Origin of the sequence: Actinoplanes aureus (assembly GCF_015704865.1) — a bacterium.
GTDB lineage: Bacteria > Actinomycetota > Actinomycetes > Mycobacteriales > Micromonosporaceae > Actinoplanes > Actinoplanes aureus.
This window is the reverse complement of the sequence record NZ_JADQTO010000023.1, coordinates 1-25,238: the sequence shown is the minus strand read 5'-3', so window position 1 is coordinate 25,238 and position 25,238 is coordinate 1. Positions and strand designations below refer to the sequence as shown.

Sequence of the window (25,238 nt, the reverse complement as noted above, 5' to 3'; positions counted from 1 at the left end):
CTTACGACGAGATACCGGGGACGCCACCCGGGATTCCCGAGGTGTGAGCGACTTCCCTCACATGCCGGCGAGGCAGGCGAGCTGTCTGGCGACCGGCCGGTAGCCGAGGCGGACGTTGACCGCGAGCATCGGGGCGTTCGACTCGTCGTTGCTGGTGTAGGCGGTCCGCACGCCGCTCGCCGCGGCCCGGTGCAGCGCTTCGGTCTTCACCGCGCGGGCCAGGCCGCGGCCACGCCAGGCCGGGACCGTGGCGGTCATGTCCGACCAGGCCCGGTCGCCGTCCCGGGCCAGCAGCGAGAACGAGACGATCTCCGAGCCGGCCAGCGCGGCCGTGCTCGCGTCCCGGTCCAGGCTGTCGTTCTCCCAGATCTCGTAGCGCCACGTCGAGTACGGGGTCGGCTCCCCCGGTACGTCGCCGGGCTCGTCAGTCGCAGCCGCCACGTCGGCCTGGTACAGGGCGTCCTCGTGGACGTCGCGCAGCGGCACCAGCCGGATCCCGTCCGGTACGGGCGGCGCCGGCGAACCGAGCGTGGCCAGGTCCAGGGCGGAGTAGCGGAGCTCCCGGGTCGGCTCGAAGCCGTACCGGCGGGCGAAGCCCAGGGCCTCGACGGTCGTGGTGCCGGCGACGCGTGTCACGCCGATCCCGCGGAGATGGCCGGCGGCCGCCGCGAACAGGGCGGCGCCGATTCCCCGGCGGCGGTGCCCCGGATGCACGTGGAGCAGCGAGATCTGGCCGAGGCCGGACCGCGGATTCCGGTACGCCGACACCCACCCGGCCACCTCAGCGCCCGCCTCGGCGACGAAGGCGGCCCAGTCCTCACCGGGCGGCGGAGAGGCGATCATGCGGCGGGTGGCGTGCTCTCCGCGTACCAGATAGGGGTAGACCGACGCACGCAGCGCGACCACCGCCGCCGCGTCGGCGGGCACCGCCGGCCGGATCTCCATCAGGAAGTGATGTCCTTGCGGGTGAAGCGGTAGAAGGCGAACGACCAGAGGATCGTGGCGTAGACGACCGCCGAGATCGCGCCCTTGGCCAGCTCGTCGGCCTGCACCGGGGTGGAGAGCAGCCCGCGCCACGCCTCGGTGTAGTACGTCGGCAGCACGGTGCGCAGGTCACCGAGCGCCTCGATCTGGTTCAGGATGTTGGAGAGGATCCAGAGCATCACCGCGCCGCCCACCGCGCCCAGCGCCGCGTCGGTGAGGACCGAGAGCAGGAACGCCAGGCCGGCCACGACGAGCAGGGTGACCGCGAGGTACGCCAGGATGCCGAGCAGCCGCAGCAGGCCCTCGGCGGGCGGGATCTCGGCGGCGATGGTGCTGCCCAGCGGCCCCCAGCCGTACCGGAGCGTGCCGATCAGCAAGCCGGTGCCGGCCAGGGTCAGCAACGCCAGCAGCGAGTACCCGGCCGCGACGATCAGCTTGACGCCGAGCAGCCGGGCGCGCGGCACCGGAATCGCCAGCAGATAGCGCAGGCTCCCCCAGCTCGCCTCGCTCGCCACCGTGTCGCCGAAGAACAGGGCGACCACCACGACCAGCAGGAAGCCCGCCGAGACGGCCAGGCAGAACAGGGTGAAGTTGAGGCCGCTGGAGGTCGCCAGGTCGGCGATGCTGCTGAACGCGCCACCGCCGTCCGAGTCCTCCTCGGCCTCGCCGCCACCGCCGAACTCGAAGGCGGCCAGGATGATCAGCGGCAGCACCACCATGAAGCCGAGCGCGAGCTGGGTACGCCTGCGGGAAGCCTGCCGGCGCACCTCGGCCCAGAACGGCAGAGTGTGCGTAGCCCGGTACCCGGTCGCGGCTGATGCGCTCATCGGTCCCCACTCCCCCGCGAGTTGTCGCCCACCAGGGCCAGGAACGCGTCCTCGAGCCGGCGCCGCGGCACCAGCCGGTCCACCCCGATACCGGCACCGACCAACGAGGCGACCAGCTCGGAGCGGGCCGTCCCGTTCATGTCGACGATCAGGCCGGAGGTGCCCTCCGGGGTCACCGACCGCACGCCGAGCTCCGCCAGGACCCGGGTGGCGGCCGGCACGTCCGTCACGTCGAGCTGCACCGACGGGGAGTCCCCGACGATGTCCTCGACCGGGCCGGACGCCACGATCCGGCCCTTGTTCACCACCACCGCGTGCGTGCAGGTCTGCTCCACCTCGGCGAGCAGGTGGCTGGAGACGAGCACGGCCCGGCCGTCGGTCGCGTACCGCTGGAGGACCCGGCGCATCTCGGCGATCTGCGGCGGGTCGAGCCCGTCCGTCGGCTCGTCGAGCACCAGCAGCTCGGGCAGGCCGAGCATGGCCTGGGCGATGGCGAGCCGCTGGCGCATGCCGTGGCTGTACTTGCGGGTCTTGCGGTGCACCGAGTCGCCCAGTCCGGCGATCTCCAGGGCCTCCTCGAACCGGGCGTCCTCCCACGGCCGGCCGGTGGCCTGCCAGTACGCCTTGAGGTTCTGATATCCGGAGAGGTGCGGCAGGAAGCCCGGGCCCTCGACCAGCGCGCCGACCCGGGACAGGATCGGTGCGCCCGGGACCAGCCGGTGCCCGAAGACGAAGATCTCGCCCTCGGTCGGCTGGGTCAGGCCCATCAGCACCCGCAGCGTGGTGGTCTTGCCGGCGCCGTTGGGGCCGAGCAGGCCGACGACCTGGCCGCGCCGCACAGTGAAGCCGATCTCCTGGACCGCCACGAACCCGTCGCCGTACGCCTTGCGCAGGCCGCGGACGACGAGAGGCGTGTCCGCGTACTCCTCGGTCACCGTGCTCTCCTGGCGCCGGTGCCGGCGGCGCAGCACGAGCAGGACCACCAGCAGGCCGAGCAGGATCACGCCGACCACGCCGGCCAGCGCGTACCACCAGATGATTGCCGGGTTGGCGATCGGCGTGCCCACCAGCGTGGGCAGGGTGACCGCCGGCTCCACCGCGACGGTGTACGTGGCCGGCTGAGCCGGCGTGAGGAAGGCCTGGTCGGACGTGGCGACCGTGACCCGCAGGGTGTGCCCGGCCTCGACCTGCCGCACGATCGCGGGGAGGGTGACAGTGACCGCCTGCGCGTCGTTGAGGTTCGCCGGCAGGCCGGTCAGCCGGACCGGGGCCACCAGGCCGGCGCTCAGCGTGGCGACACCGTTCTGGTCGACGTCGTAGAGCTTGACGAAGACGACCGCCTCGCCGGTCGGTGACGCCACCTTCAGCCGTACCGTGGGCGATCCGGCCACATCGACCGCCTCGCGCAGCGGGGCCGAGGTGAACGCGGCGAACTGGCCCGGCACGTCCATCGCGACGCCGCCGCTGAGCAGCGAGCTGAGCCGGCCGCCGAGCCCGGGTAGCGAGCTGAGCGCACCGGGATTGCCGTTCGGCGGGTTGGCGATCGGCTGCGCCGGGCCCTCGACCGTGACCTCGGCGCTGCGGGTTCCGGCCAGTCCGGGGTACGCGTCCGCCGAGTACCCGTTCGTCACCAGCCCGCGGTCCAGCGCACTGAACCCGGCCACCCGGGACCAGGTGAAGTCGTCGCTCGGGGTCTCGCCCTCGCCGTTCAGGTAGTGGTCCAGCCACTGGACGGTGAGGAACTTGACCCGGTCCGCGTCGGAGTCGGGGCCGACCCCGCCGTCGTGCCCGCCGGTGAACCAGGCGACCCGTACCGGGGTGCCGGTCGCGGCGATGCCCTTGGCGTTCGCGTCCGCCTCGGAGAGCGGGAAGAGCGAGTCGACCGCACCCTGGATCAGCAGCGTCGGTGCCTTGATCTTGTCGAGCACGCCGGCCGGGCTGGACCTGCTGAGCAGATCGAGGGTCGCCTGTTCCGGGAGGCCGGTGGTGGCCATCTGCAGGTACGCGGCGCAGACGTCGGCGGCGAACCGGCCGCACGCCGGATCCCCGATCGCGGTCTCGCGGGGACCCTCCAGAAGATCGGCCGAGCCGTTGCCGAAGAACAGGCCGGCCCAGGACTTCTTGAACACGCCCAGCGCGTCGGTTCCGGCCGACTGCGGTAGGAAAGCCTTGCCCAGGTCGTTCCAGGTGATCGAGGGGACGATCGCGTCGACCCGCTGGTCCTGTCCGGCGAGCAGGAGGGCCAGGGCTCCGCCGTACGAGCCGCCGACCACGCCGACCCGCGGATCCCCGGCGGCGTCGGTACGCACCTCGGGACGGGCGGCGAGCCAGTCGAGCAGGCCCTGCGCGTCCCTGACCTCGTAGTCCGGACTGTCCAGGTGGATCTCGCCGCCGCTGCGGCCGAACCCACGGGCGGTCCAGGTCAGCACCGCATAGCCGCGGTCGGCGAGCGACTCGGCGTCCGAGCTGACCGAGTTCTTGGTGCCACCGAAGCCGTGCGCGAGCAGCACCGCCGGAACCTTCCCGGACCGCTCCCGGGGCAGGTAGAAGCGGGCGTCCAGCTCGACCGGTTCGGTTCCGGCCGGACCGGAACGGACGGTGAGCCGCAACTCCTCGGAGGTCCAGGAGGCACGCTCGGGGCGTACCGCCCAGACCGCCGCGGCGGCGATCAGCACGAGCGCCACCGCGGCGACGATCGCCCGGCGCCGGGTGAGCCGGGGCAGCGCACGGCGCAACCCGGCGGTCAGGGCAGACATGGGGCACACGCTAGCCGGATCCGGCTGAGCGATGCCTGTGAACCGACTAGCAGCCCGAGCCGGTGGTGAAGTTCTTCTCCACGCTCGTGGCCAGGCCGCCGGCGACGGCGGTCACCTTGTCCCCGGTCGCCTCGAAGAGCAGGGCGTTGGTCTCCTGGACGACCTGCCAGCCCTGGACGCCGCCAGGGCCGGACAGCAGCTTGCCGCCCGGGAACTTCGCCTGCGCGTCGGCGAAGGTGGAACCCACACCCACGCCGTTCCCGGCCTTCGCGTCCGGGCTGGTCGCCTTGACCAGGACCAGCTTGCCCTGGGCGAGGAACACCTTGGGCGCACCGTAGGTGGCGCTGCCGGTGCCGGTGGTGCAGCCCGCGGCGTCCGCGAGGCCCTCCACCAGCTCGGCGTCGACCAGGTCGGCCTGCGTCTCGTCGACCTGGTAGGGACCGAACCCGGTCGGGCCGGCCACGAACGGGTCCGAGGCCACGGCCGGAGCGCTGCGCGCGCCCTTCTCCACGGTCGGTTCGTCCGACGGCGTGGCCGGCGACTCGGCGGGCGCCGCGCTTCCCGAGACGGCGGGCGACTTATCCGCCTTGTCGTCGTCGCTGCACCCGCCAAGAGCGGTCAGCGCGAGCACAGCGGACATAACGACGAGAGGACTACGCCTCATCAATGGCCTCCCCGAAGGCGTGGCAGTGCCGGATAGCGTGGACACCTCAAAGCCCCAACAAATCACTCGGAGGCATCCGCGGTGGCTGATGATCTCATGCTCACGGCGACTCTGCGCCCCGCGGCCCTGGATGCGCGTCGCGGCATCGTCCGGCTGCATCCGGAGGTGATGGCGGCTCTCGCGCTGCGGCCCGGCGACCCGGTGCGGCTCATCGGAACCCGGACCACCGCCGGCATCGTCGCCCGGGCCGAGGCGACCGCCAGCCGGGCGCTGCTCTACGCCGACGACCTCACCCTCGGCAACCTCGGTCTGCGGGACGGAGGCCAGGTCACGGTCGTTCCGGCGCCGGTCGTGGAGGCCCGCCGGGTGACCCTGTCCGGGCCAGCGGAGATCGTCGCCGTGGTCTCGCCGGAGATGCTTCGCCTGGCCCTGCTCGGCAAGGTGATCAGCGCCGGGGACGACGTCTCCTTGCTGCCGCAGGACGTGCTGCCCTTTGTCCGGCAAGGGGCGGTGGCCGGGCAGCGCTCGCTGGTCGAGGCGGCCCGGCGCAGCCTGGCCAACCGGGTGGGGTACGGGTGGACCAGCACCCTGCTGACCGTGACGGATCTCACCGGCGGAGACCCGGCCCTGGTGACCATGGACACCGTGGTCGGCTGGCAGGACGGCCCCACCGCGGCCGGCGGGACCGCCACCACCGAGCCGGCCCGCGCCGGCGCGCCGGCCTCCACCGACCCGGAGGTGCCGCCGCCCAGCCTGGACGACCTGCCCGGGCTGCGGGCCCAGGCCAAGGAGCTGGAGGAGCTGCTCGACCTGGGGTTCCACCACGGTGAGGTGCTGGCCCGGCTGGGCACCAAGGTGACGCTCGGCGTACTGATCTCCGGCCCCTCCGGGTCCGGCAAGTCGGCGCTGGTCCGCGCGGTGGGCGCGGCCGTCGGCACGCGCGTGCTTCCGATCTGGGCGCCGGAGCTGGCCGCGCTCACCAACAACGCGGCGGCCGCGCGCCTGCGCGAGCTGGCCCGGGACGTACGCGACAACGCACCGGCCGTCCTGCTGATCTCGGACGTCGAGGCGCTCGCGCCACGGGAGGAGCCGGGCCCGATCTCCACCGTCTTCCGGCAGATCGTGGCGGAGACCGTGGCGGCCGGAGTGGCCGTGATCTGCACCACCAGCCGGCCGGAGTCGGTCGACCCGGCACTGCGCGCCCCCGACCTGCTCGCGGTCCAGCTGACCGTGCCATTGCCGGACGCGGCGATGCGCCGTGAACAGCTGGGCGTGCTGACCCGCGGGATGCCGCTGGCGGAGGACGTGCGGCTGGACGACGTCGCCGGTCGTACGCCCGGTTTCGTCGCCGCCGATCTCGGTGCGCTCGCGCGTGAGGCCGGGGTCCGTGCCGCACTGCGGCACGTCGGCGACCGGGAGGCCGAGGCCACCCCGATCGTCACCATGGCCGACTTCGAGGCCGCGCTGGACGTGGTCCGCCCCACCTCGATGGCCGAGTCCACCCTCGAAGTGGCCGCGGTGACCCTGGACGACGTCGGCGACATGGCCGAGGTGAAGCAGGTGCTCACCGAGTCGGTGCTGTGGCCGCTCACCTACCCGGACACGTTCGCCCGCCTCGGCGTCTCACCGCCGCGCGGTGTGCTGCTGTACGGCCCGCCCGGCTGCGGAAAGACGTACCTGGTGAAGGCGATCGCCGGGACCGGCAAGGCGAACGTGCTCTCGGTCAAGGGCGCGGAGCTGCTCAGCAAGTGGGTCGGCGACAGCGAACGGGCGGTCCGCGAACTGTTCCGCCGGGCCCGGGAGGCCGCACCGACCCTGGTCTTCCTGGACGAGGTGGACGCGCTCGCCCCGACCCGTGGGCAGGCCACCGACGGCGGCACGACGGACCGGGTGGTGGCCGCGCTGCTCACCGAGCTGGACGGGGTGGAGGACATGCGCAACGTCGTGGTGGTGGGCGCCACCAACCGACCCGATCTGATCGATCCGGCCCTGCTCCGGCCGGGCCGGCTGGAACGGCTGGTGTACGTGCCGCCGCCGGACGCCGAGGCACGCGCCGCGATCCTGCGGGCGTCGGCGAAGGCGGTGCCGCTGGACGAGACGGTCGACCTGGGGAAGCTCGGCGCGGAGCTGGAGGGCTTCTCAGCGGCCGACTGCGCGGCGCTGATCCGCGAGTCAGCGCTGGCCGCGATGCGGGACTCGCTGGAGGCCTCGACGGTCACCGCGGCGAACGTGGCGGCGGCCCGGAAGCGGGTGCGGGCGTCACTCGAGCCGACCCAGGTGGCGTGGCTGGAGGCGTACGCCTCCACGCACCAACCTTGATCCGGAAGCTCAGCGCCGGCGCGTGCGGGCCCGGGTGGAACGCAGCCGGCGGAGGCGCCCGACCAGCACCGGGTCCTGCTCGAGTGCCGCCGGATTGTCCAGCAGCGCGTTCAGCAGTTGGTAGTAGCGGGTCGAGGAGAGGTCGAAGGTGTCCCGGATCGCCTGCTCCTTGGCGCCGGCATGCTTCCACCACTTCGCCTCGAAGGCGAGGATCTGCTGCTCCCGCTCGGTGAGCGTCGCGGGGTCGGAGCGCGGGGCAGGGATGTGCTGCTGCTCCTCGACCGGTCGCTCTCCGGTCGGTTCGGCGGCGGGCTGCATGGCACTCCCAACGGATGGACGGGGGGATCATCAGCAGCATAGGCGCCGCCGACGATCCCCACGCACGTTACCTCAGGTGATGTCCCGGCTACGCATCGTCCACATCGCAGCGCCCACGACGAGCACCACGAGCACCGCCGTGCCCGTGCCCGCGACCTGCCACGTCATCGTGAACTGATCCAGTTCACATCCGCCGGTGGACGAGTAATCGCAGGATGTGTAGTCCTCCACGACGAACTCCTTGTACAGCCAGGCGAAGAGCCAGAGCGGCGCCAGGAAGACGTCCGGGTACTTGGCTCCGGCCAGCTGGGCCATCACGTACACGCCGATCTGCACCGCGCCGATGCCGATCAGCGCGCCCAGCGCCATACCGGTGTGCCGGCCCAGCGAGGCCATGGCGAAACCGAGAGCGCCCGCCACCACGATCAGCGCGAGACCGCGCAGACCCATCAGGCCGAACGACTGCCAGACACCCGACGTCATCCGGTCAGTGGTGCCGCGGAACTGCGCGATGAGCTGGAACACCCCGGTCCACACGGCGGCGAGCAGCAGCGACACACCGGTGAGCCAGCCCAGGAAGACAGCCATCTTGGTGCCCAGCACCCGCAGCCGCTGCGGCCGCCAGAGCAGCAGGTTCATCATCCCGCCGCTGTTCCACTCGGACCCGACGAAGGACGCTCCGATCAGGAACGCCGCGGCCGCCAGCACCACCGCGAACACGGAGATCATGTCCGGGAACTCCTGGCGCAGCTCGAAGCTCGCCGGCATGTACCAGACGTAGTCGTAGTCCTCCGGGCTCGGCGTGTAGATGTTCTCGCAGCTGCCGCCCCAGTTCTGGATCTCCGGAGTGCCCTCCGCCGCGAGACACTTCTGCTTCTCCTGCTCGGCGCTCACCAGGCCGGCCTGGTAGTCCCGGTTCGCCTCCGCCTTGGCCTCGGCGATCTGGCCCGCACTGACCTTCTGGTTGGAGAGGTAGGTGCCGGCCGCGACCGCCGCCAGGATGAGCAGCACACCGACCATCAGGAGCTTGGTGAAACGGCGCTTGAACAGCCGCCGGGACTCCGCACGTGCCAGGCTCACTGTCCCCACCCACCCTTGCCCGCCGCGGACATCGCCGTCTCGTCGACCTGGCGGTTCTGCCCCTCGACCGGCGCGGTGCCGGTCAGCTCGAGGAAGACGTCCTCCAGGTCGGCGGCGACCGGGGTCAGCTCGGTCACGTAAATCTCCTGTTGCGCCAGCAGTTTGGTGATCTGCGCCGGGTTGCTCGCGTTGCCGACCGTGAAGTGATCGGTGTCCAGGGTGACCGCGGCACCGGCCGCCCGCAGGATCTGCGCCGCGCCCATCATGTCGACGCCCGGTTCCAGGCGCACCTTGACCGCGCCGGACTTGTGCCGGGCCAGCACCTCGGCGACCGAGCCGGAGGTGACCCGCTTGCCCGCCGAGATGATCGTCACCGAGTCGCAGATCAGCTGGATCTCGCCGAGGATGTGGCTGGAGAGCAGCACTGTCATGCCGGCTGCGGACAGGTCCCGCATCAGGGTGCGCATCTCCCGGATGCCGCCCGGGTCCAGGCCGTTCGCCGGCTCGTCCAGGATCAGCAGCTTCGGCTCCTTGAGCAGCGCCGAGGCGACGGCGAGGCGCTGCTTCATGCCGAGCGAATAGGTCTTCACCCGCTCCTTGGACCGGTCCCGCAGCCCGACCAGGTCGAGCACCGAGTAGACCCGGTTGCGGTTCACCCCGCCGGCGTCGGCCAGCAGCGACAGCGTGGTCTCGGCGGTGAAGTTGCCGAAGAACTGTGGGCTCTCCACGATCGCGCCGACCTCACGGGCCACCTCCGGAAGGTGTTTCGGCACCTCCCGGCCCAGGATCGACATCCGGCCCTCATTGGGCTTGATCAGGCCGAGCAGCGTACGCAGTGTCGTGGTCTTGCCCGAACCGTTCGGGCCGAGGAATCCGTGCACCTGGCCGGCCTCGACGACCATGTCGAAGCCGTCCAGCGCGTTCCGGACACCTTTGCGGCCGCGATAGGTCTTCCGCAGCCCTGATATCTCGAGTACGGCGGTCATTCGCCGCACCCTAGGTCACGAACGCCACTACCGGGACCCCACTCAGGCGGTGATCACCTCTACGCCGGCCTCCCGGAAGGCGGCGACCACCGACGGTGGTGCTCCGGAGTCGGTCACCAGGGTCTCCACCTTGGTGATCGGGCAGATCCGGGCGAAGGCGTGCCCGCCCAGCTTCGACGAGTCGGCGATCACCACGACCCGCTTGGCCCGGGCCACCATCAGGCTGTTCATGGCGGCCTCGCCCTCGTGGTGGGAGGCCGCGCCCAGCTCGACGTCGAGCGCGTCCACGCCGAGCAGGACGATGTCGAGGGTGACCTCCTTGAGCAGGGCACCGCCGAGCGGGCCGACCACCTCGAAGGACTGCGGGCGGACCACGCCGCCGGCCACCACGATCTTCATCCGGGAGCGGACCAGCAGCTCGTTGGCGATGTTCAGGGCGTTGGTGACCACGGTCAGCTGGGCACCGTCGCCGCTCACGTTCAGATCCGGCCGGACCGCCAGCGCGCGGGCCACCTCGGTGATCGTGGTGCCGCCGTTGAGTCCGACGACCGTACCGGGGGTGACCAGGCGGGCGGCGGCCTCACCGATGCGCTGCTTCTCGGCGGAGTGCTTGGCGCTCTTGTACCGCAGGGGCAGGTCGTACGACACTCCGTTGGCGACCGCACCACCCCGGGTGCGCGTGATCATCTGCTGCTGGGCGAGCTGGTCGAAGTCGCGGCGAATGGTGGCCTGGGACACGTCAAGCCGGTCCGAGGCCTCCTCGACCGTTACCCGGCCACTCTCCGTGAGTAGCTCGAGCAGGGCATTCCACCGCGCGTACCGGTCCACCCGACACTCCCAGATGCACGTTCCATGATAAGTGTGTGCACATTAGTGCGCGAAAGGCCCGGAAGCAAAGCGGCCCGATGCGCGAAGGGCGATGGCAACTTGCCCCGGCGGCAGCATCGTGAGCACAATAGCGCGCGAAATACCCGGGAACCGAGCGCGAATGCGCAGCAACTACCGGTGAGGAACAGCCATGAGCCATGTAAAAGCGGAGATCGCCACTCAGCCGGAGTGCTGGCGCCAGGCCGCGAAGCTAGCCGGATCGCCGGGCCTGCCCGAGCGCGGTGAACGCGTCGCGGTCGTCGGCTGCGGCACCTCCTGGTTCATGGCCAAGTCGTACGCGGTGCTGCGTGAGCAGGCCGGACACGGCGAGACCGACGCGTTCCAGGCCTCCGACTTCCCGTACGGACGCCGGTACGACCGGCTCGTCGCGATCACCCGCTCGGGCACCACGACCGAGGTCGTCGACGTCATGCGCACCGTCGGTGAGCGCACCCCGGTCACCGTCCTCACCGCCGACGCCGCCCAGCCGGCCGCCGAGATCGCTGACAACACCGTCGTGCTGGACTTCGCCGACGAACAGTCCGTCGTGCAGACCCGCTTCGCCACCAGCGTGCTCGCGGTGCTCCGCGCCCATCTCGGCCACGACATCGAGACCATCGCGATGGACGGCGAGGTGGCCGTACGGCTGCCGCTGCCGGTGCACCCGGCACTCTTCGACCAGATCACCTTCCTGGGCCGGGGCTGGACCGTCGGGCTCGCCGAGGAGGCCGCCCTGAAGTGCCGGGAGACGGCCGGTTACTGGACCGAGTCGTATCCGGCCATGGACTACCGGCACGGGCCGATCTCGATCGCCGGGCCGCGCCGCGTGGTGTGGGCGTTCGGTGAGGTGCCGGAGGGGCTCGCCGACGAGGTGGAGGCGACCGGAGCGGCGTACGTGCACAGCCGCCACCACGGCGGATACGCCTCGCTGGGCCGCTGGGTCGGCGGCCGGGCCCCGCTCGACCCGATGGCCGACCTGATCCTGGCCCAGCGGGTCGCCGTGCTGCTCGCGACCACGCAGGGACTCGACCCGGACAACCCGCGCAACCTGACCCGTTCCGTAGTCCTGACATGAGCGAACGGGTAGTCGTCGCCCTCGATGTAGGCGGCACCGGGATGAAGTGCGCTCTGGTCCGGCCGGAAGGCACCGTCGTCCACGAGGAACGTCATCCCACCCTGGCCGCCCGCGGCCCGGAGGCGGTCGCCGAGAACATCCTGGCCGTCGCCGAGTCACTGGCCGGCCGGGCACGCGCCGACGGGCTCACCCCGATCGCCACCGGCATCGCCGTCCCCGGGGTGGTCGACGAGCTGAACGGCGTGGCGGTCTGGTCCGCGAACGTGGGCTTCCGCGACGTACCCCTGCGCGATCTCGCCGTTCAGCGGCTCGGCATGCCCGCCGCCCTCGGTCACGACGTCCGGGTGGGCGCCCTCGCCGAGGCACGTCTGGGCGCCGGGCGCGGACACGGACACGTGCTCTTCGTCGCGATCGGCACCGGCATCGCCGCCGGTCTGGTGATCGACGGCGCCGGCTACCCCGGCGCGCACGGCGCCGCCGGCGAGCTCGGCCATGTCGTGGTCCGCTCCGGCGGCGCGCTGTGCGGCTGCGGCGCCCGCGGCTGCCTGGAGGCCGAGGCCTCGGCCAAGTCGATCGGCCGGCGCTACGCGGAGCTCTCCGGCATCGCCGACGCCACCGCCTTCGACGTGGCCACCCGCGCCGCCGCCGGCGAGAAGCTGGCCGGCCGGGTGTGGCAGGACGCGGCCGAGGCGCTCGCGTCCGGTCTGCTCACCGCCCAGGCGCTCTACGACGTCCAGGTGGTGGTGCTCGGCGGCGGGCTCGCCGAGGCCGGCGACGACCTGCTGCGCCCGGTACGCGCGGCCGTCGCCGAGGGCATCACGTTCCACCGCACCCCCGAGATCGTCCGGGCCGAACTCGGCGACACCGCCGGCTGCCTGGGTGCCGCCCTGCTAGCTCTCGACTCCCTCCAGGAATAAAGCACATGACGCGCATCTCCGGCCGCATCGTCACCCCCACCGCGGTCATCCCCGGTCACCTCGAGCTCGACGGGACGGAGATCGCCGCGATCGTGCCGGACCTCGCCGTCAGCGACGACGTGATCGTGCCCGGCTTCGTGGACGTGCACTGCCACGGCGGCGGCGGGCACACCTTCACCACCGGTGACGCGGACGCCGCTCGCGGTGCCGCCGCCTTCCACCTGGGTCACGGCACGACGACGCTGCTGGCCAGCCTGGTGAGCAGTCCGTTCGAACTGATGCGCTCGGCCACCGAGGCGTACAAGCCCCTGGTCGCCGAGGGCGTCATCGCCGGCATCCACTTCGAGGGCCCGTACCTGTCCGGCGCCCGCTGCGGCGCCCAGAACCCCGCCTACCTGCGCGACCCGATCCCCGCTGAACTCGCCGAACTGGTCAAGATCGGCGAGGGCGCGGTGCGCATGATGACCGTCGCGCCGGAGCTGCCCGGCGCGCTGGAGGCGATCACCTACCTGCGGGAGAACGGCGTGCTGGCGGCGATCGGGCACACCGACGCCACGTTCGACCAGACCCAGGCCGGTGTGACCGCCGGCGCGACCGTCGGTACCCACCTCTTCAACGGCATGCGCCCGCCGCACCACCGCGAACCCGGCCCGGTAGTCGGCCTGCTCTCCACGACCGCCGCCGTCGAGCTGATCGCCGACAACATCCACCTGCACCCCGGCATGCTTGCCTTCGCCGCCCGCACCGCCGGCCCCGACCGCTCGATCCTGGTCACCGACGCGATGGACGCCACCGGCATGCCGGACGGCCGCTACGAACTCGGCGGCCAGGCAGTCATCGTCGCCGACCGGGTGGCCCGCCTGGCCGACGGCGGAGCCATCGCCGGCAGCACGCTGACCATGGACGTCGCGCTCCGCAACGCGGTAGCCGCCGGCCTCCCGCTGGTCACGGCGGTAGCGATGGCCGCAACCACGCCGGCCCGCCTGCTGGGCCTCTCCGGCCAGATCGGCTCACTCCTGCCCGGCCTGAGGGCCGACATCGCAGTGCTCAAGGCCGACCTTTCACTCAAGCACGTCCTCCGCGCAGGCGCGCAGATCTAGCTCCGGTACGCCTACGCAGACGACCCCGGGCTCCCACGCGACCACCTGCAACTCAATGCCCCAGCGCCCGCGCCGGGCTCACCCACGAGGCCGGCCCCATGACCCGGACCACGCACCGCGGGGGGCTGGCGAGCCGCGCTTAAGCCCGGCGGGCGCGTTGGGGCCTTGAGCGGCGGCAAGATCGCGCGGGGCAGGCGGGACGGTCGGAAAGGGCGGGAACGGACATGCCCGTACCCCCGGAAAGGTTTTCAGAGACCTGCCGGGCGTGACCAACCGCGAAGGCCGGGCAGGGGAATCCGGTCGTAGGGGATGCGGGTGAGCAGGCGGGCCAGGACCAGGCCGAGCAGCACACCGGCGACCGAGTCGGTGACCCAGTGGTAACCCAGATAAACGGTCGTCACGAAGACGATCACCACGGGCAGGACCCGGAGGCTGAACCACTCCCAGCGGGTCAGCTGCCGGCGCAGCAGGGCGGTGATGAGGATGGCGAACACCGCGTACCAGACAAGGACGTTGCCCATGTGGCCCGAGGGATAGCTCATCGCGAGGTCGCCCGACGCGTGCGGGTTGAAGAGAACCGTCTTCTCCGGGCCCTTGAACCGCGGCGCGGCCCGGTCGAAGAAGATCTTCGCCGGGCCGATGGTGAGGTAGGTCAGGACGAACGCGGCGGCGAACGGCAGCACCGCGCGCACCGACCGAGTCCGGTGCACCAGGATGCCGGTCAGGATCAGCGCGACCGGGGTCAGCACCTGACCGCCCTGGCCCAGGTAGTTGAGGACCCGGGCGGTCCAGTAGGCCGGCTTCGGCTGGTGCGCGAAGGCCCAGTCGGCGACCGACTGGTCGAAGCCGAGGAAGACGCCGTTCGCCAGCGCCAGTGAGATCGCCACGAACCCGGCCAGCGCCAGCACATCGAGCCACCAGCCGCGGGTACGGGTCCGTGCGATCGTCTCGGTCACGCCTTACAAGCTAGAGGTGTGCGCGCAACCGGTTGGCGAGCAGGTCCCCACGCACCCCGGAGTTGGGGCAGCCACCGAAGTGGTGCAGCGCCACCACCTTGTTCGTCGCACGGGACAGCACCGGCGAACCGGACGAACCGCCCGCGGTGTCACAGAAGTACGAGACGTCGGAATGCGTCGCATACCCGGTGTAGTCGGGGTTGTCGACCGCGCAGTTGCCCGCCCGGTCACCCTGCCCGCCGGCGATCCGGGTGGGCTCGCCGGCCGGGTGCTGCGGCACGTAGAGCGCCTGCCCCCGGGCCGGGCGCGCGGTGTCGAGGGTGAGATAGCCGAACTTCTCGATCGAGGTGAACGCGTCGACGGTGAACAGCGTGTAGTCCAGCACCCGGTCGGTGGCCAGCACCTTGTCGCCCCAGACCTTGGTCGGCTTGAAGACGTCGTACCCGCCGCACCGGGCGCACTGGTAGTTGAACCACACCTCGGTGTCGTATGCCTCGTCGGACGTGGTGAGGCAGTGGTTGTTGGTGACCAGACGGTTCTTCGGGCCGGCCCGCCACGCGGTGCACAGCTCGGTCCCGTTGATCAGCAGCCGGGAGATCGCCTTCGACTTGGTGTACGCCACCGCGTCCTTCGACTGGTAGCAGACCGCATCGGTGGAGGTGTCCGCTCCGCAGACCGACTCCTCCCGCCCCGGGCCGGCCGGCACCGACTCGTTCCGCTTGAACCCGCGGGCGATCCGGTCGACGTGCACGCCCAGACTGCCGAGCACCGAGCCGAGGCCGAGCGGGTTGACCGCCCTATGCACCTCGAGGACCGCGGTGTCCCCGGTGATCGACATGGCCCAGCGGCCGTCGGCGTCGCCGGCGTCGTACCGGTAGGACTCGGTGCCTTCCGGGTTCGACACGGTCACATAGTCGCCGGGCAGCAGCGCCATCCGGTCGAGGTGCAACTTCACGTACGAGGCACCGGGGTAGCGGAACCTCTCCTTCGACGGCCCCACCAGGTAGCCGAGCAGCCGGTCCACCCGCAGCAGCTCACCGATCCGCTGCCGCCGGGTCGCCGGGGCCGATTCCAGCCGCCGGTCGCCGTCGCCCGGCCTTTGGGCGGCGCGCGTCTCGGACGGCTCGGCGCTGCGGGCCGGTGCTTTCTCGAGCGCACGGCCCGCCTCGGGCACCACGGTGGTCGCGGCGGGCGACTGCCCGTGCACCGCCACCGGGGTACGCGCGACGCCCGGCGCCTCGTGCCAGGTGCCGACGGGACGATCATCGGTGTGCGACCTCGCCACCGCGCCGGCCGTTGCGACCAGCGCCACCGCGGCGCATGTTCCGATGACGATGCCTGTCTTGCGTCGCATGCCACTCCCGCTAGGTTCGTCGGCCGTTTCGCACCTGTGTAACGAGCCACGTACGGACGCGACGCGCCGCACGAAAGTGCACACTTGGTCGGTGCGCATCACGTCCGCCCTCATCGACCCGGCGTTGCTGGATCTGCCATGGCACATTCCGCTCGAGGACTGGCCGGCGGATCACCTGGTCGCACTGCCGCAGGGCATCTCGCGGCACGTCGTGCGGTTCGTCAGGCTGAACGACACCGTCTACGCGATGAAGGAGACCCGGGAACGGATCGCCGAGAAGGAGTACGACCTGCTCCGCGCCCTGGAGCGGATCGACTTCCCGGCCGTGCAGGCCATCGCCATCGCCACCGACCGGCAGACCGAGGACGGCGAACCGCTGGAGACCGTGCTGGTCACCCGGCATCTCCAGTTCTCCCTGCCGTACCGGGCGCTGTTCTCCCGGGTGCTGCGCCCGGAGACGATGAACCGGCTGCTCGACGCGCTCGCCGCGCTCGTCGTTCGGATGCATCTGACCGGTTTCTCGTGGGGTGACTGCTCGTTGTCGAACACGCTGTTCCGGCGGGATGCGGGCGCGTTCGCCGCGTACCTGGTGGACGCCGAGACCGGCAACCTCTACCCGAAACTCTCCGAGGGTCAGCGCAGCGAGGACATCGAGATCCTGCGGCTGAACATCTTCGGCGAGTGCCTCGACCTCCAGGCCGCCGAGCTGCTGCACGAGTCGATCGACCCGTTGAAGGTGGTCGACGACATCGTGACCCGGTACGAGCGGCTGTGGCACGAGGTGACGTACGAGCAGGAAGTGGCGAAGGACGCCCGGCACCACATCGAGCGGCGGATCCGGCGGCTCAACGAGATGGGCTTCGACGTCGCCGAGGTCTCCATGTCCACCATGGACGGCGGTTACAAGGTGCGGCCCAAGGTGGTCGACGCCGGCTACCACACCCGGCGGCTGATGCGCCTGACCGGCCTGGACGCCGAGGAGAACCAGGCTCGCCAGCTGTTGAACGATCTGGACACGTACCGGGCGGAGAGCCACCTCACCGACGAGCAGCAGGCCGCGCACCGCTGGCTCACCGAGGTCTTCGAACCGGTGGTCCGGGCCGTACCGGCCAACCTGCGCCGCAAGCTGGAGCCGCAGGAGATCTTCTCGCAGATCATCCAGCACAAGTGGCTGCTGTCCGAGCAGGCCGGGCGTGACGTCGGCATGGCTCCGGCGGTGCAGTCCTACCTGACCGAGGTGCTGGTCAACAAGCCGGACGAGCAGGCCGTGCTCGGCATCGAGGCGGACTCACTGAGCAGCGGCCTCGTTTAGCGGCGGGCTCGCCAGCTCGACCAGCGCACGCAGGCCACCGCGCCGGGCGACCACCAGGATCCGGTCGCCCTCGGCCAGGACACGGCGACGGTCCGGCACCCAGTCGACCCACTCCTCCCCGGCAGCGGACATCCCGATCACCCGGGCCTCGCCCGGATGGTCGGCGTGCACCAGCGGCGCACCGTCCAGACTGGACCGCGCCTGCACCGTGACGGTCGCGACCATCACGGCGTGCCGGTCGACCGGGATGGTGGCGTGCACGTCCCGCTCCAGCAGGGCGGCGGCGAAGACCGGTGCGCAGAGCCGGGACACGCTTCGCGAGATGTTGATCTGGAAGGCCGACTCGACGCGCTTGGCGAAGTCGTCGTCGAAGAGCCGCAGCACCACCCGCAGGTCCTCGCGGGCGGCCCGGGCGTGCAGGGCGGCCTGGAGGTTGACCGGGTCGTCGGTGGAGAGCACGACGAGGGCCCGGCAGGTGTCGATCGACGCGAGTTGCAGGGTCGCTTCGGACGAGGCGTCCCCGACGATCACCGGTATGCCGCGGCGGCGGGCGGATTTCGCTCCGCGCGCTTGGTCGTGGCGGTCGATCGCCACCACCCGGATCCCGAGATCGTGGAGTTGCCGGAGCACCTGGGTGCCGACGTTGCCGAGCCCGACCAGCACGATGTGATCGCGGATCTCGCCGGCGATCCGGCCCTGGCTGAGCGCGAGCCGCGCGTTCACCATGCCGTCCACCACCGCCGCCGTGATCAGCGGAATGATCGCGAGGCCGGCGAGGGTGAGCACCAGCTGGGCGATCTGCGCCACGGCCGGGCGCTCGACCTCCACATCGGACGATCCGACCGCGGTCAGCAGCGTCACGTAGATCGACTTCCAGAAGTCGTAGTGCGGCTCGTCGAACCGGCTCAGCACACCACCGGCGAGAACCGTGATCGCCAGGGTGATCAGCACCGCGATGCCCAGCTTGCGGTTCAGCGCGGCCCGCAGGACTCGTCCCATCGCGCGCAGCGGATGCCGCCGGCTGGCCCGGGCGAGGAGCCGCCGGGTCAAGTCCTCGCCCGGTGGACGGCCGACGGCCTCGGCCAGCACCAGGTCGGACGGCTTCGCCGCCTCCCGCGATGGATCCGCTGGCAGGACGCTCACCGCGCCGTCGTCGCCGGTCGTGGTCAAGGTCAGCACCACGCGCCGGCTGGCGACGGCGGCGCGGTGAGCGACATAGAGGGTACGGTCGGCGCGCCGGAAGTGCGTCGGAGCGACCTCGCCGAGCGCCGCCGCGACGAAGGCCGGCGCCGCCATCTCGGCGTCGGAGAGCACCGCGCTGTCCGGGAAGAGCCGGACCACACTGTCGCCCAGGCCGGTGTTGAACATCCGCGCCACGACCCGCAGCTTCGCCTCGACCTCACGGGCGCAGAGCGCGGCATGCAGGTTGACCATGTCGTCCGGCATCACCAGGGCGAGGGCGGCGGCGCCCGCGAGACCGGCCTCCCGGAAGGTCCGCTCGTCCAGCCGGTCAGCCTTGCGCCACTCGACGCCGTGCTCCCGCAACGCGGCCAGATCGGGCACGTCCGGGCGCAACCGGTGCGGAGTGATCACGGTGATCCGAATCCGGTGACGCGAATTCGCCAGTTCCTCGGCGAGCGTGTAGACCAGCGCGTCCGCACCGCAAAGCACCAGGTGGGGGCGGTTGTCCCCATCGGACGCACGGGCCTCGGAAACGTCATCGGCGGGAACGACACTCACGTTCGCAGATCGTAGTCAGCCGGAACCCGCTCGTGGGGCCGCTCGTTGCCCCATCCGAACCATTCGTCCGACTTGGTGGGTATTACCCAGAACCCATCGTCCGATGTGGCTGGAGAAGACAGTGCGTAAGTTGTGGTGTGCCGGAGCGATCGCCAGCGGGATCCTCCTTCTCGGGGCTGCGCCCGCCCAGGCCGATGTGCTCCCGAACCCCAGCGTCCTCGATGCGCCGGTGACCGCCCTCGGGTACGCGCTGGCGCCGACCAACGACTGGCGGCTGTCCAGCCCCGTCGCGTCGGATCCGCTCAGCGGCGAACCGTTGATGGACCTGAAGCCGGGCAACCGGCAGCTCCTCCAGGTGCAGCCGGGCGCTCAGCAGCAGGGCCAGGCGGTCGAGAAGCCGGCCGACCACCGCCGGCTGCTGCCCGCCGCCGACGTGGTCAGCCGTACCCTGCCGGACGCCGGCCAGAACCGGCGGCGCGGACCGCTCGGCGGGCTGCCCATCCAGGGTATCCCGATGCCGCTCGCCGGCCAGGATTTCAAGTTCGCCGGCCTGCCGTTCGACAGCATCGTCGACGGCACCCTCTTCGGTGGCCTCACGCCGGCCGGCCTGCCCGCGATGGCCGGCACCGGTACGCGTGAGCCGGCCGCGGACGAGCGCCCGGTGGCGCCCACCCGTACCGAGGCCGGCAGCCCCGAGATCCCGCTGCTCGGCGGGCTCGGCGGCGGCAACCCGGTGGGCGACCTCCAGCAGCAGCTCACCAACCTGCAGTCGGACCTCTCCGGGCTGCCGGTCGGTGGCCGTTCGGTACGGGCGAAGCCGGCCCGGAAGGCCGCGGCCACCCCGGCGCCGACCGCCTCGGTCGCACCGGTCGACGAGCCGGCACCGGCGGTCAGTGCGGCACCCGCCTCGGCCACGCCGGCCCCGTCTCCGTCGACGCCGCGTGGCTTCGCCGCCGAGGTCGACGACCCGCGCCTGCACGAGGAACCGGTCGACGGCTTCGTCGGCAAGTAGTCGTTACCCCAGCGAAAGCGCGCGCCGCATCGTCCAGCGGCGCGCGCTTTCGCGTACCCGCACTCCGTCGCGAGGCCCGGCGGACAATCGGTGCATGCAGACCTTCCTGCCGTTTCCGGACTTCACCGCGAGCGCTCAGGCTCTCGACACGAAGCGGCTCGGCAAGCAGCGCGTGGAGACCATCCAGGTGCTGCGCGGGCTTACCCAGCCGGGGTACGGATGGCGGCACCACCCAGCGGTCAAGATGTGGCACGGGTACGAGGAAGCCCTGGTCCGCTACGGGCTCGACATGTGCGACGTCTGGACCGCCACCGGCCGCGCCGACACCTGTGCGGCCACGCTGGTCACCGACCTGCGGGCCGCGGTCGCCGTCGGCACCGTCCGTACCCAGCCGGAGCTCGCCGCAGCCGGCGAGTTACCGCCCTGGCTCGGCGACGAACCGCTGCATCGCAGCCACCGGTCCGCCCTGCTCCGCAAGGACCCGGAGCACTACCGCCCGGTCTTCGGCGACGACATCCCCGACGACCTGCCGTACGTCTGGCCGGCCTCGGACCGACCGGCCCGGCTCATCCCTCACTCAGATCCCAGCTGAGCAGGGTGAACGTCATCTCCTCCAGGGCGCCCGCGCGGCGGTAGGTGGCCAGCGCCGCCTTGTTGTCGGATTCGGTCGCCACCCACATGCCGTAGCAGCCGTTGCCCCGGGCCACCTCGGCGAGCGCGTTGACCAGCGCGGCGCCGATGCCCTGGAGCCGGGCGACCGGTGCCACACCCAGCTCGTAGACGAGCATCTCGGTGCCCTTGTCCGGATGGGTGGTCTCCACCCCCGAGATCATCCCGATCGGCCGGTTCGCGTCGTCGTACGCCACAAGCAGGTGATGGGTGGGGTCGGCGAGGAAGCGGCGGGTCGCCTCCTCGATCGGCGGTGCGTCGAACAGATCCGCCGCGCGGTGCACTTCAGCGACGGCAGTGACTCGTTCGATACGCATGGCGCCACGATAGCTAGGGGAAAAATCACGATTCAGCACTCAATTCCGGCGAGCGCTCTCCAAGCCTTCGGATGACTGATCATCGTCGTTCCGCTCGGTAGCATGACGAGCCGAAACGGTGGCGGAGAAGGGCGGCGACATGGCGGTTCCGGGCAACGGCGACTCCGGCACCGGGGGCGGCGAGACCCAGCCCACCCCGCCGGACCAGGGCGATCGGACCGAACGCCTGACGACCGAGCCGGGCTACGCGCACCCGGTCGACCCCTGGGCTGCCGCCGAGGCGGCCGCGATCGCCGCCGGTGGGCACGTGCCCTACCACCTGGCCGACCCCAACTCGCCCGCCCATCCGAACTCGACGTGGACGATCCCGGGTTCTCCGGAGGCACCGCAACGCGCTCATAGGGCGTACCGGAAAGGGATTTGGGCCGCCTGCGCGGCCGGCGCCGTCGCGCTCGGAGTGGCCGCCGCCGTGATCTTCTGGCCGGGCTACCCGGCCCTCGACTTCCACGCGCTGGACCAGGAGAAGCGGTACGACGCCCTGGTGCCGATCTCGTCGAGCTGGTCGAACGCCGAGGTGAGCGGCGACCGGATCTACTACGCGAGTTCGGACTCGGACGGCCGGCTCGGCGTGGTCGCGGTCGACACCGAGTCACGTAAGGAGGCCTGGCGCACCGAGGTGTCCGCCCCGGGTGCCACCGGCTGGCAGCAGATGGTGGCGCTCCCCGCCGGCGTCGCCTTCTTCTCCACCCTGACCTCGTCCAGCAAGATTCAGATGGTCTTCCTCGACGCCGGCAACAACGGCCGCAAGCTCTGGGAACGGCCGATGGGCAGCTCGGACGTCATGCACTTCGGGTCGGAGACCGCGGTGCTGTCGGACCGCGGCGAGGGCCGCCTGCTCTGGCTCGATCTCGCCACCGGCAAGGTGGAGCACGAGGAGGACGACCCGGACTCCTCGCTCGTGGTCCCGGTCACCACCGAGGACGACCTGGCTCGCCCGGCCGGGGTCTTCGGCCGCCTCCTCGACCCGACCTACGGCGACGCGCGGATCGTGCAGATCAACGGCGACCGCTCGGCGAAGGTCTTCGACCTCGACTCCGGCAAGTTGCTCAAGTCCAAGGACGGCGTGGCGACGACCAGCAACGAGGTGCTCGCCCACGCCGGCCGGCTGTTCGTGCAGGACTCGACGAGCAACGCGCAGAAGATCTTCGCCTACCAGCTGGACCAGCTCGATCTGCCGGTCACCCTCTACACGGCCAAGGCCGACGCGTCGGTCAGCAAGTTCGCGCCGTGCGGGGACGGCCGGCTCTGCTTCGTCGAGACGGACGGATACGACCACAAGAAGGACCAGGTGGTCGCCGTCGACGCGGTCGACGGCGGTGAGGTCTGGCGAGCCGACGTCCCCGAGATCGAGTCGCTGGCCCCGATCGGCGACTCCGTGCTCGCCACCACCAACTCCTCCGCCGACGAGGTCACCCTCCTCGACGCCGAGGGCAAGAAGGTGTGGACCGCGACCGGGCGGGCCGCCCGGCTGGACGGCGGCAACATGCTGCGCTTCGCCGACCCGCTCACCCAGTCGGTCAGCAACCGGGCGCTCTCCGGGGTACACCTCGGCGACGGCCCGGAGGCGATGGGCGAGGTACGCGACGTCTACACCGCCACCTGCTCGTGGAACACGTCGCTGCTGGCCTGCGTCGGCAAGGAGCAGTTCGTGCTGTACCGGTTCGCCGGCTGAAAACGCGATTGGGCGGCCTCCCCGCAGGGAGACCGCCCAATCACAGTGCCTTACTTCAGATCACAGTGCCTTACGTCAGATCCGGAAGCCGGAGCCGGCGTTGAAGACGTGCAGCGCGCTGACCTGCGGCCGGATGTAGATCGTCTCGCCCATGTGCGGCATGTAGCGACGCTCGGTCCGCACCACGAAGCGCTCCGAACCGCCGCCGACCTCCGAGTGGCCGTAGACGTTGGCGTCCGAGCCGAGGTCCTCGACCAGGTCCACCTTGATCGGCAGCGCGTCGACCGCCTCGCTGACGACCTCGGCCGCCTCCGGACGGAAACCGATGGTGACCTTGCCGTCGCCGCCCTGCTGGGCCGCGGCGACCTGCTCGCGGGTCAGCGGAACGCTGAGCGAACCGAAGGTGGCGCCCGACTCGGTCAGCGGGACGGTCTTGAGGTTCATGGCCGGGGAACCCATGAAGCCGGCGACGAAGACGTTGCCGGGGGTGTCGTAGAGCGCCCGCGGGGTGTCCACCTGCTGGAGCACACCGTCCAGCATGACCGCGACCCGGTGACCCATGGTCATGGCCTCGACCTGGTCGTGCGTCACGTACACCGTGGTGACGCCGAGCTTGGCCTGCAGGGTGGCGATCTGCGAGCGGGTCTGGACGCGGAGCTTGGCGTCAAGGTTCGACAGAGGCTCGTCCATGAGGAACACCTGCGGCTGACGCACGATCGCGCGGCCCATGGCGACACGCTGGCGCTGACCGCCGGAGAGTGCCTTCGGCTTGCGGGACAGGTACTCCTCCAGCTGGAGCAGCGCGGCGGCTTCCTTGACCGCGCGGTCGATCTCCGCCTTCGGGGTCTTGCGCAGCTTCAGGGCGAACGCCATGTTCTCGTACACCGTCATGTGCGGGTAGAGAGCGTAGTTCTGGAACACCATCGCGATGTCACGGGACTTCGGCGGGAGGTGGGTGACGTCCTTGTCGTTGATCAGGATGCGGCCGCGGTCCACGTCCTCCAGGCCGGCGAGCATGCGCAGGCTGGTGGACTTACCACAACCGGAAGGGCCGACCAGGACGAGGAACTCTCCGTCGCCGATCTCGAGGTTCAGCTCGTTGACCGCTGGGCGCTCGGAGCCCGGATAGATCCGGGAGGCCTTCTCGTACGTGACTGTAGCCATGGTGAATCGACTTCCTTTCCACCGGCAGGAACGTGCCGGACGATCCGAGTAGAAGGAACAGCCCCGCAACCGTATTTCTTTTTAGGTGACCTGCCAAGATGGCGATCGCATAACGGGACGTTATGCTGAGGTCCGCCCGCCCCTGTAGCTCAGATGGCCAGAGCACCCGTCTTGTAAACGGGAGGTCGTCGGTTCGATCCCGACCGGGGGCTCGCTAAGCCCGTGACCTGCGGAAACTCTCGTCCAGCGATTCAAGCAGGGTGATGCTGGTGCCCGTACAGCACCCATCTGCGGGTCTCCGCGCACGCCCAACGACTCCCGCATATCAGCAGGTCAGGGCACATCCGGGGGACGGTTTCACCGCATCCCGTCCGGTAAACGGGAGGTCGTCGGTTCGACCTCCGACCGCGACCTGCGTGCTCAGAACGTTTGCGCTGGTCAGCGCATGATTTTCAGGCCAGCCCACCGCTCCTTGCCGAGGCGGCGGTCGGCGATGGTAGGGATCTTGGTTGGGACTTCGGCTCGAGCCTTCACGATGACCGCAATTGCGGCTGGCGCGCCTAATCTGTCGGGCATGGCTGTGGCGAACCTGCAGCAGCTATCGACCGGCGAGCAAGCGTCGCCGTGCTGGGCCATCGCCTCGCCGCGACGGTGCGGACGCGTGATCGGTCAGACCGCCGGGTCGTCCCAGAAGACAACGACCGCGCCCTACGAGATCTTGACCGTCTTGCCAGGCGATCAGCCTTCCGGTCCGTGATCAGCACTTTCACGGAGCTCCATCGGATTGCAGTGCCAGCGAGAGCTGCTCTCGCACTCAAATCAGCGAGAGCGCCTGTCTGACCGACCGGATGGCTCTGACGCTCGGTAGCACGCTGTCAGCGGCAGATCAGTACGTCGTCCGAGTGTCCTGGATCATTAACGGATGGGTATTGTCGGCGTACGGCTAAGACTGGCTCTGGCAAGATTTTCGTAGCGGAAGATCGTTAGTGAGCTGCGGCGGTGCGTCGCCGTAGGTGTGCGATGAGGACGACTCGTTGGCGTAGGAGCGGGATTTTCGCCCGGCCGGCCATGAGTCTCTTTTGGAGTTTC

General features: G+C 70.8%; 21 protein-coding genes and 1 tRNA gene. 9 read left to right on the top strand and 13 right to left on the bottom strand.

Going from position 1 to position 25,238, the window contains the following annotated elements:
• Window positions 1–57 precede the first annotated feature (57 nt).
• The 4 genes from I4J89_RS35685 to I4J89_RS35670 are packed head-to-tail and all read right to left on the bottom strand — an operon-like array spanning window position 58 to window position 5,207.
• Window positions 58–945 (bottom strand): GNAT family N-acetyltransferase, encoded by an 888-nt coding sequence (locus I4J89_RS35685; RefSeq protein ID WP_196418583.1) that lies wholly within the window; start codon window positions 943–945, stop codon window positions 58–60.
• Window positions 945–1,811, bottom strand: a complete 867-nt coding sequence (locus tag I4J89_RS35680) for an ABC transporter permease (protein WP_196418582.1) — start codon at window positions 1,809–1,811, stop codon at window positions 945–947. Before I4J89_RS35680 ends, I4J89_RS35685 begins: the two co-directional genes overlap by 1 nt.
• Window positions 1,808–4,567 carry an alpha/beta fold hydrolase gene (locus I4J89_RS35675; RefSeq protein ID WP_196418581.1) on the bottom strand — a complete coding sequence of 920 codons (2,760 nt, stop codon included), beginning with the start codon at window positions 4,565–4,567 and terminating at the stop codon, window positions 1,808–1,810. The genes I4J89_RS35680 and I4J89_RS35675 overlap by 4 nt, the downstream gene beginning before the upstream one ends.
• Before the next feature lie 46 nt (window positions 4,568–4,613).
• Window positions 4,614–5,207, bottom strand: a complete 594-nt coding sequence (locus I4J89_RS35670; RefSeq protein WP_196418580.1) for a hypothetical protein — start codon at window positions 5,205–5,207, stop codon at window positions 4,614–4,616.
• A 120-nt stretch (window positions 5,208–5,327) separates the two neighbouring features.
• Here I4J89_RS35670 and I4J89_RS35665 point away from each other — a divergent pair, with 120 nt between their 5' ends.
• On the top strand, window positions 5,328–7,550 hold the full coding sequence (locus tag I4J89_RS35665; RefSeq protein WP_196418721.1) for an AAA family ATPase: 2,223 nt from the start codon (window positions 5,328–5,330) through the stop codon (window positions 7,548–7,550).
• A 9-nt stretch (window positions 7,551–7,559) separates the two neighbouring features.
• Here I4J89_RS35665 and I4J89_RS35660 read toward each other — a convergent pair whose 3' ends face one another.
• The 4 genes from I4J89_RS35660 to I4J89_RS35645 all read right to left on the bottom strand — a co-directional run bounded on the left by I4J89_RS35660 (window position 7,560) and on the right by I4J89_RS35645 (window position 10,762).
• Complete coding sequence (locus I4J89_RS35660) at window positions 7,560–7,868, bottom strand: DUF3263 domain-containing protein (RefSeq protein WP_196418579.1); 309 nt, start codon at window positions 7,866–7,868, stop codon at window positions 7,560–7,562.
• A gap of 72 nt (window positions 7,869–7,940) precedes the next feature.
• Window positions 7,941–8,948 carry an ABC transporter permease subunit gene (locus tag I4J89_RS35655; protein ID WP_196418578.1) on the bottom strand — a complete coding sequence of 336 codons (1,008 nt, stop codon included), beginning with the start codon at window positions 8,946–8,948 and terminating at the stop codon, window positions 7,941–7,943.
• Window positions 8,945–9,934 (bottom strand): ABC transporter ATP-binding protein, encoded by a 990-nt coding sequence (locus I4J89_RS35650; protein WP_196418577.1) that lies wholly within the window; start codon window positions 9,932–9,934, stop codon window positions 8,945–8,947. The genes I4J89_RS35655 and I4J89_RS35650 overlap by 4 nt, the downstream gene beginning before the upstream one ends.
• Before the next feature lie 42 nt (window positions 9,935–9,976).
• Window positions 9,977–10,762 carry a DeoR/GlpR family DNA-binding transcription regulator gene (locus I4J89_RS35645; RefSeq protein ID WP_196418576.1) on the bottom strand — a complete coding sequence of 262 codons (786 nt, stop codon included), beginning with the start codon at window positions 10,760–10,762 and terminating at the stop codon, window positions 9,977–9,979.
• Between the two features lie 190 nt (window positions 10,763–10,952).
• Between I4J89_RS35645 and I4J89_RS35640 the strand changes: the two genes are divergently transcribed.
• From I4J89_RS35640 to nagA, 3 genes are read left to right on the top strand one after another with little or no spacing between them, the layout of a single operon-like run.
• Window positions 10,953–11,876 carry an SIS domain-containing protein gene (locus I4J89_RS35640; protein WP_196418575.1) on the top strand — a complete coding sequence of 308 codons (924 nt, stop codon included), beginning with the start codon at window positions 10,953–10,955 and terminating at the stop codon, window positions 11,874–11,876.
• Complete coding sequence (locus I4J89_RS35635; RefSeq protein ID WP_196418574.1) at window positions 11,873–12,793, top strand: ROK family protein; 921 nt, start codon at window positions 11,873–11,875, stop codon at window positions 12,791–12,793. Before I4J89_RS35640 ends, I4J89_RS35635 begins: the two co-directional genes overlap by 4 nt.
• Window positions 12,794–12,798: 5 nt before the next feature.
• On the top strand, window positions 12,799–13,893 hold the full coding sequence (nagA, locus tag I4J89_RS35630; protein ID WP_196418573.1) for an N-acetylglucosamine-6-phosphate deacetylase: 1,095 nt from the start codon (window positions 12,799–12,801) through the stop codon (window positions 13,891–13,893).
• A 248-nt stretch (window positions 13,894–14,141) separates the two neighbouring features.
• Here the strand turns inward: nagA and I4J89_RS35625 are convergent, their stop codons facing one another.
• Window positions 14,142–14,849, bottom strand: a complete 708-nt coding sequence (locus I4J89_RS35625; protein WP_196418572.1) for a phosphatase PAP2 family protein — start codon at window positions 14,847–14,849, stop codon at window positions 14,142–14,144.
• A gap of 10 nt (window positions 14,850–14,859) precedes the next feature.
• Window positions 14,860–16,203, bottom strand: coding sequence for a trypsin-like serine peptidase (locus I4J89_RS35620; RefSeq protein ID WP_196418571.1), 1,344 nt, complete (start codon window positions 16,201–16,203; stop codon window positions 14,860–14,862).
• 91 nt (window positions 16,204–16,294) lie between these two features.
• Between I4J89_RS35620 and I4J89_RS35615 the strand changes: the two genes are divergently transcribed.
• Entirely contained in the window at window positions 16,295–17,515 is a 1,221-nt protein-coding gene (locus I4J89_RS35615) for a DUF4032 domain-containing protein (RefSeq protein ID WP_196418570.1), read from the top strand.
• On the opposite strand, the gene I4J89_RS35610 is transcribed toward I4J89_RS35615, so the two are convergent.
• Complete coding sequence (locus I4J89_RS35610; protein WP_196418569.1) at window positions 17,492–19,255, bottom strand: NAD-binding protein; 1,764 nt, start codon at window positions 19,253–19,255, stop codon at window positions 17,492–17,494. The two genes, I4J89_RS35615 and I4J89_RS35610, sit on opposite strands and share 24 nt — an antisense overlap.
• Before the next feature lie 121 nt (window positions 19,256–19,376).
• On the opposite strand from I4J89_RS35610, the gene I4J89_RS35605 reads away from it, so the two are divergent.
• Both I4J89_RS35605 and I4J89_RS35600 read left to right on the top strand, forming a co-directional pair.
• Window positions 19,377–20,267, top strand: coding sequence for a hypothetical protein (locus I4J89_RS35605; RefSeq protein ID WP_196418568.1), 891 nt, complete (start codon window positions 19,377–19,379; stop codon window positions 20,265–20,267).
• Window positions 20,268–20,361: 94 nt separating this feature from the next.
• Window positions 20,362–20,859 carry an MSMEG_6728 family protein gene (locus tag I4J89_RS35600; protein ID WP_196418567.1) on the top strand — a complete coding sequence of 166 codons (498 nt, stop codon included), beginning with the start codon at window positions 20,362–20,364 and terminating at the stop codon, window positions 20,857–20,859.
• Here the strand turns inward: I4J89_RS35600 and I4J89_RS35595 are convergent.
• Complete coding sequence (locus tag I4J89_RS35595; protein WP_196418566.1) at window positions 20,834–21,253, bottom strand: GNAT family N-acetyltransferase; 420 nt, start codon at window positions 21,251–21,253, stop codon at window positions 20,834–20,836. The genes I4J89_RS35600 and I4J89_RS35595 overlap by 26 nt on opposite strands.
• 118 nt (window positions 21,254–21,371) lie before the next feature.
• Between I4J89_RS35595 and I4J89_RS35590 the strand changes: the two genes are divergently transcribed.
• Window positions 21,372–22,985, top strand: coding sequence for an outer membrane protein assembly factor BamB family protein (locus I4J89_RS35590; protein ID WP_196418565.1), 1,614 nt, complete (start codon window positions 21,372–21,374; stop codon window positions 22,983–22,985).
• 75 nt (window positions 22,986–23,060) lie between these two features.
• Here the strand turns inward: I4J89_RS35590 and I4J89_RS35585 are convergent, their stop codons facing one another.
• A complete protein-coding gene (locus I4J89_RS35585) occupies window positions 23,061–24,149 on the bottom strand; it encodes an ABC transporter ATP-binding protein (protein ID WP_196418564.1) in 1,089 nt (362 codons plus the stop codon).
• Between the two features lie 138 nt (window positions 24,150–24,287).
• Here I4J89_RS35585 and I4J89_RS35580 point away from each other — a divergent pair.
• Window positions 24,288–24,361 (top strand) — tRNA-Thr (locus I4J89_RS35580).
• The last annotated feature ends 877 nt before the right edge of the window (window positions 24,362–25,238 follow it).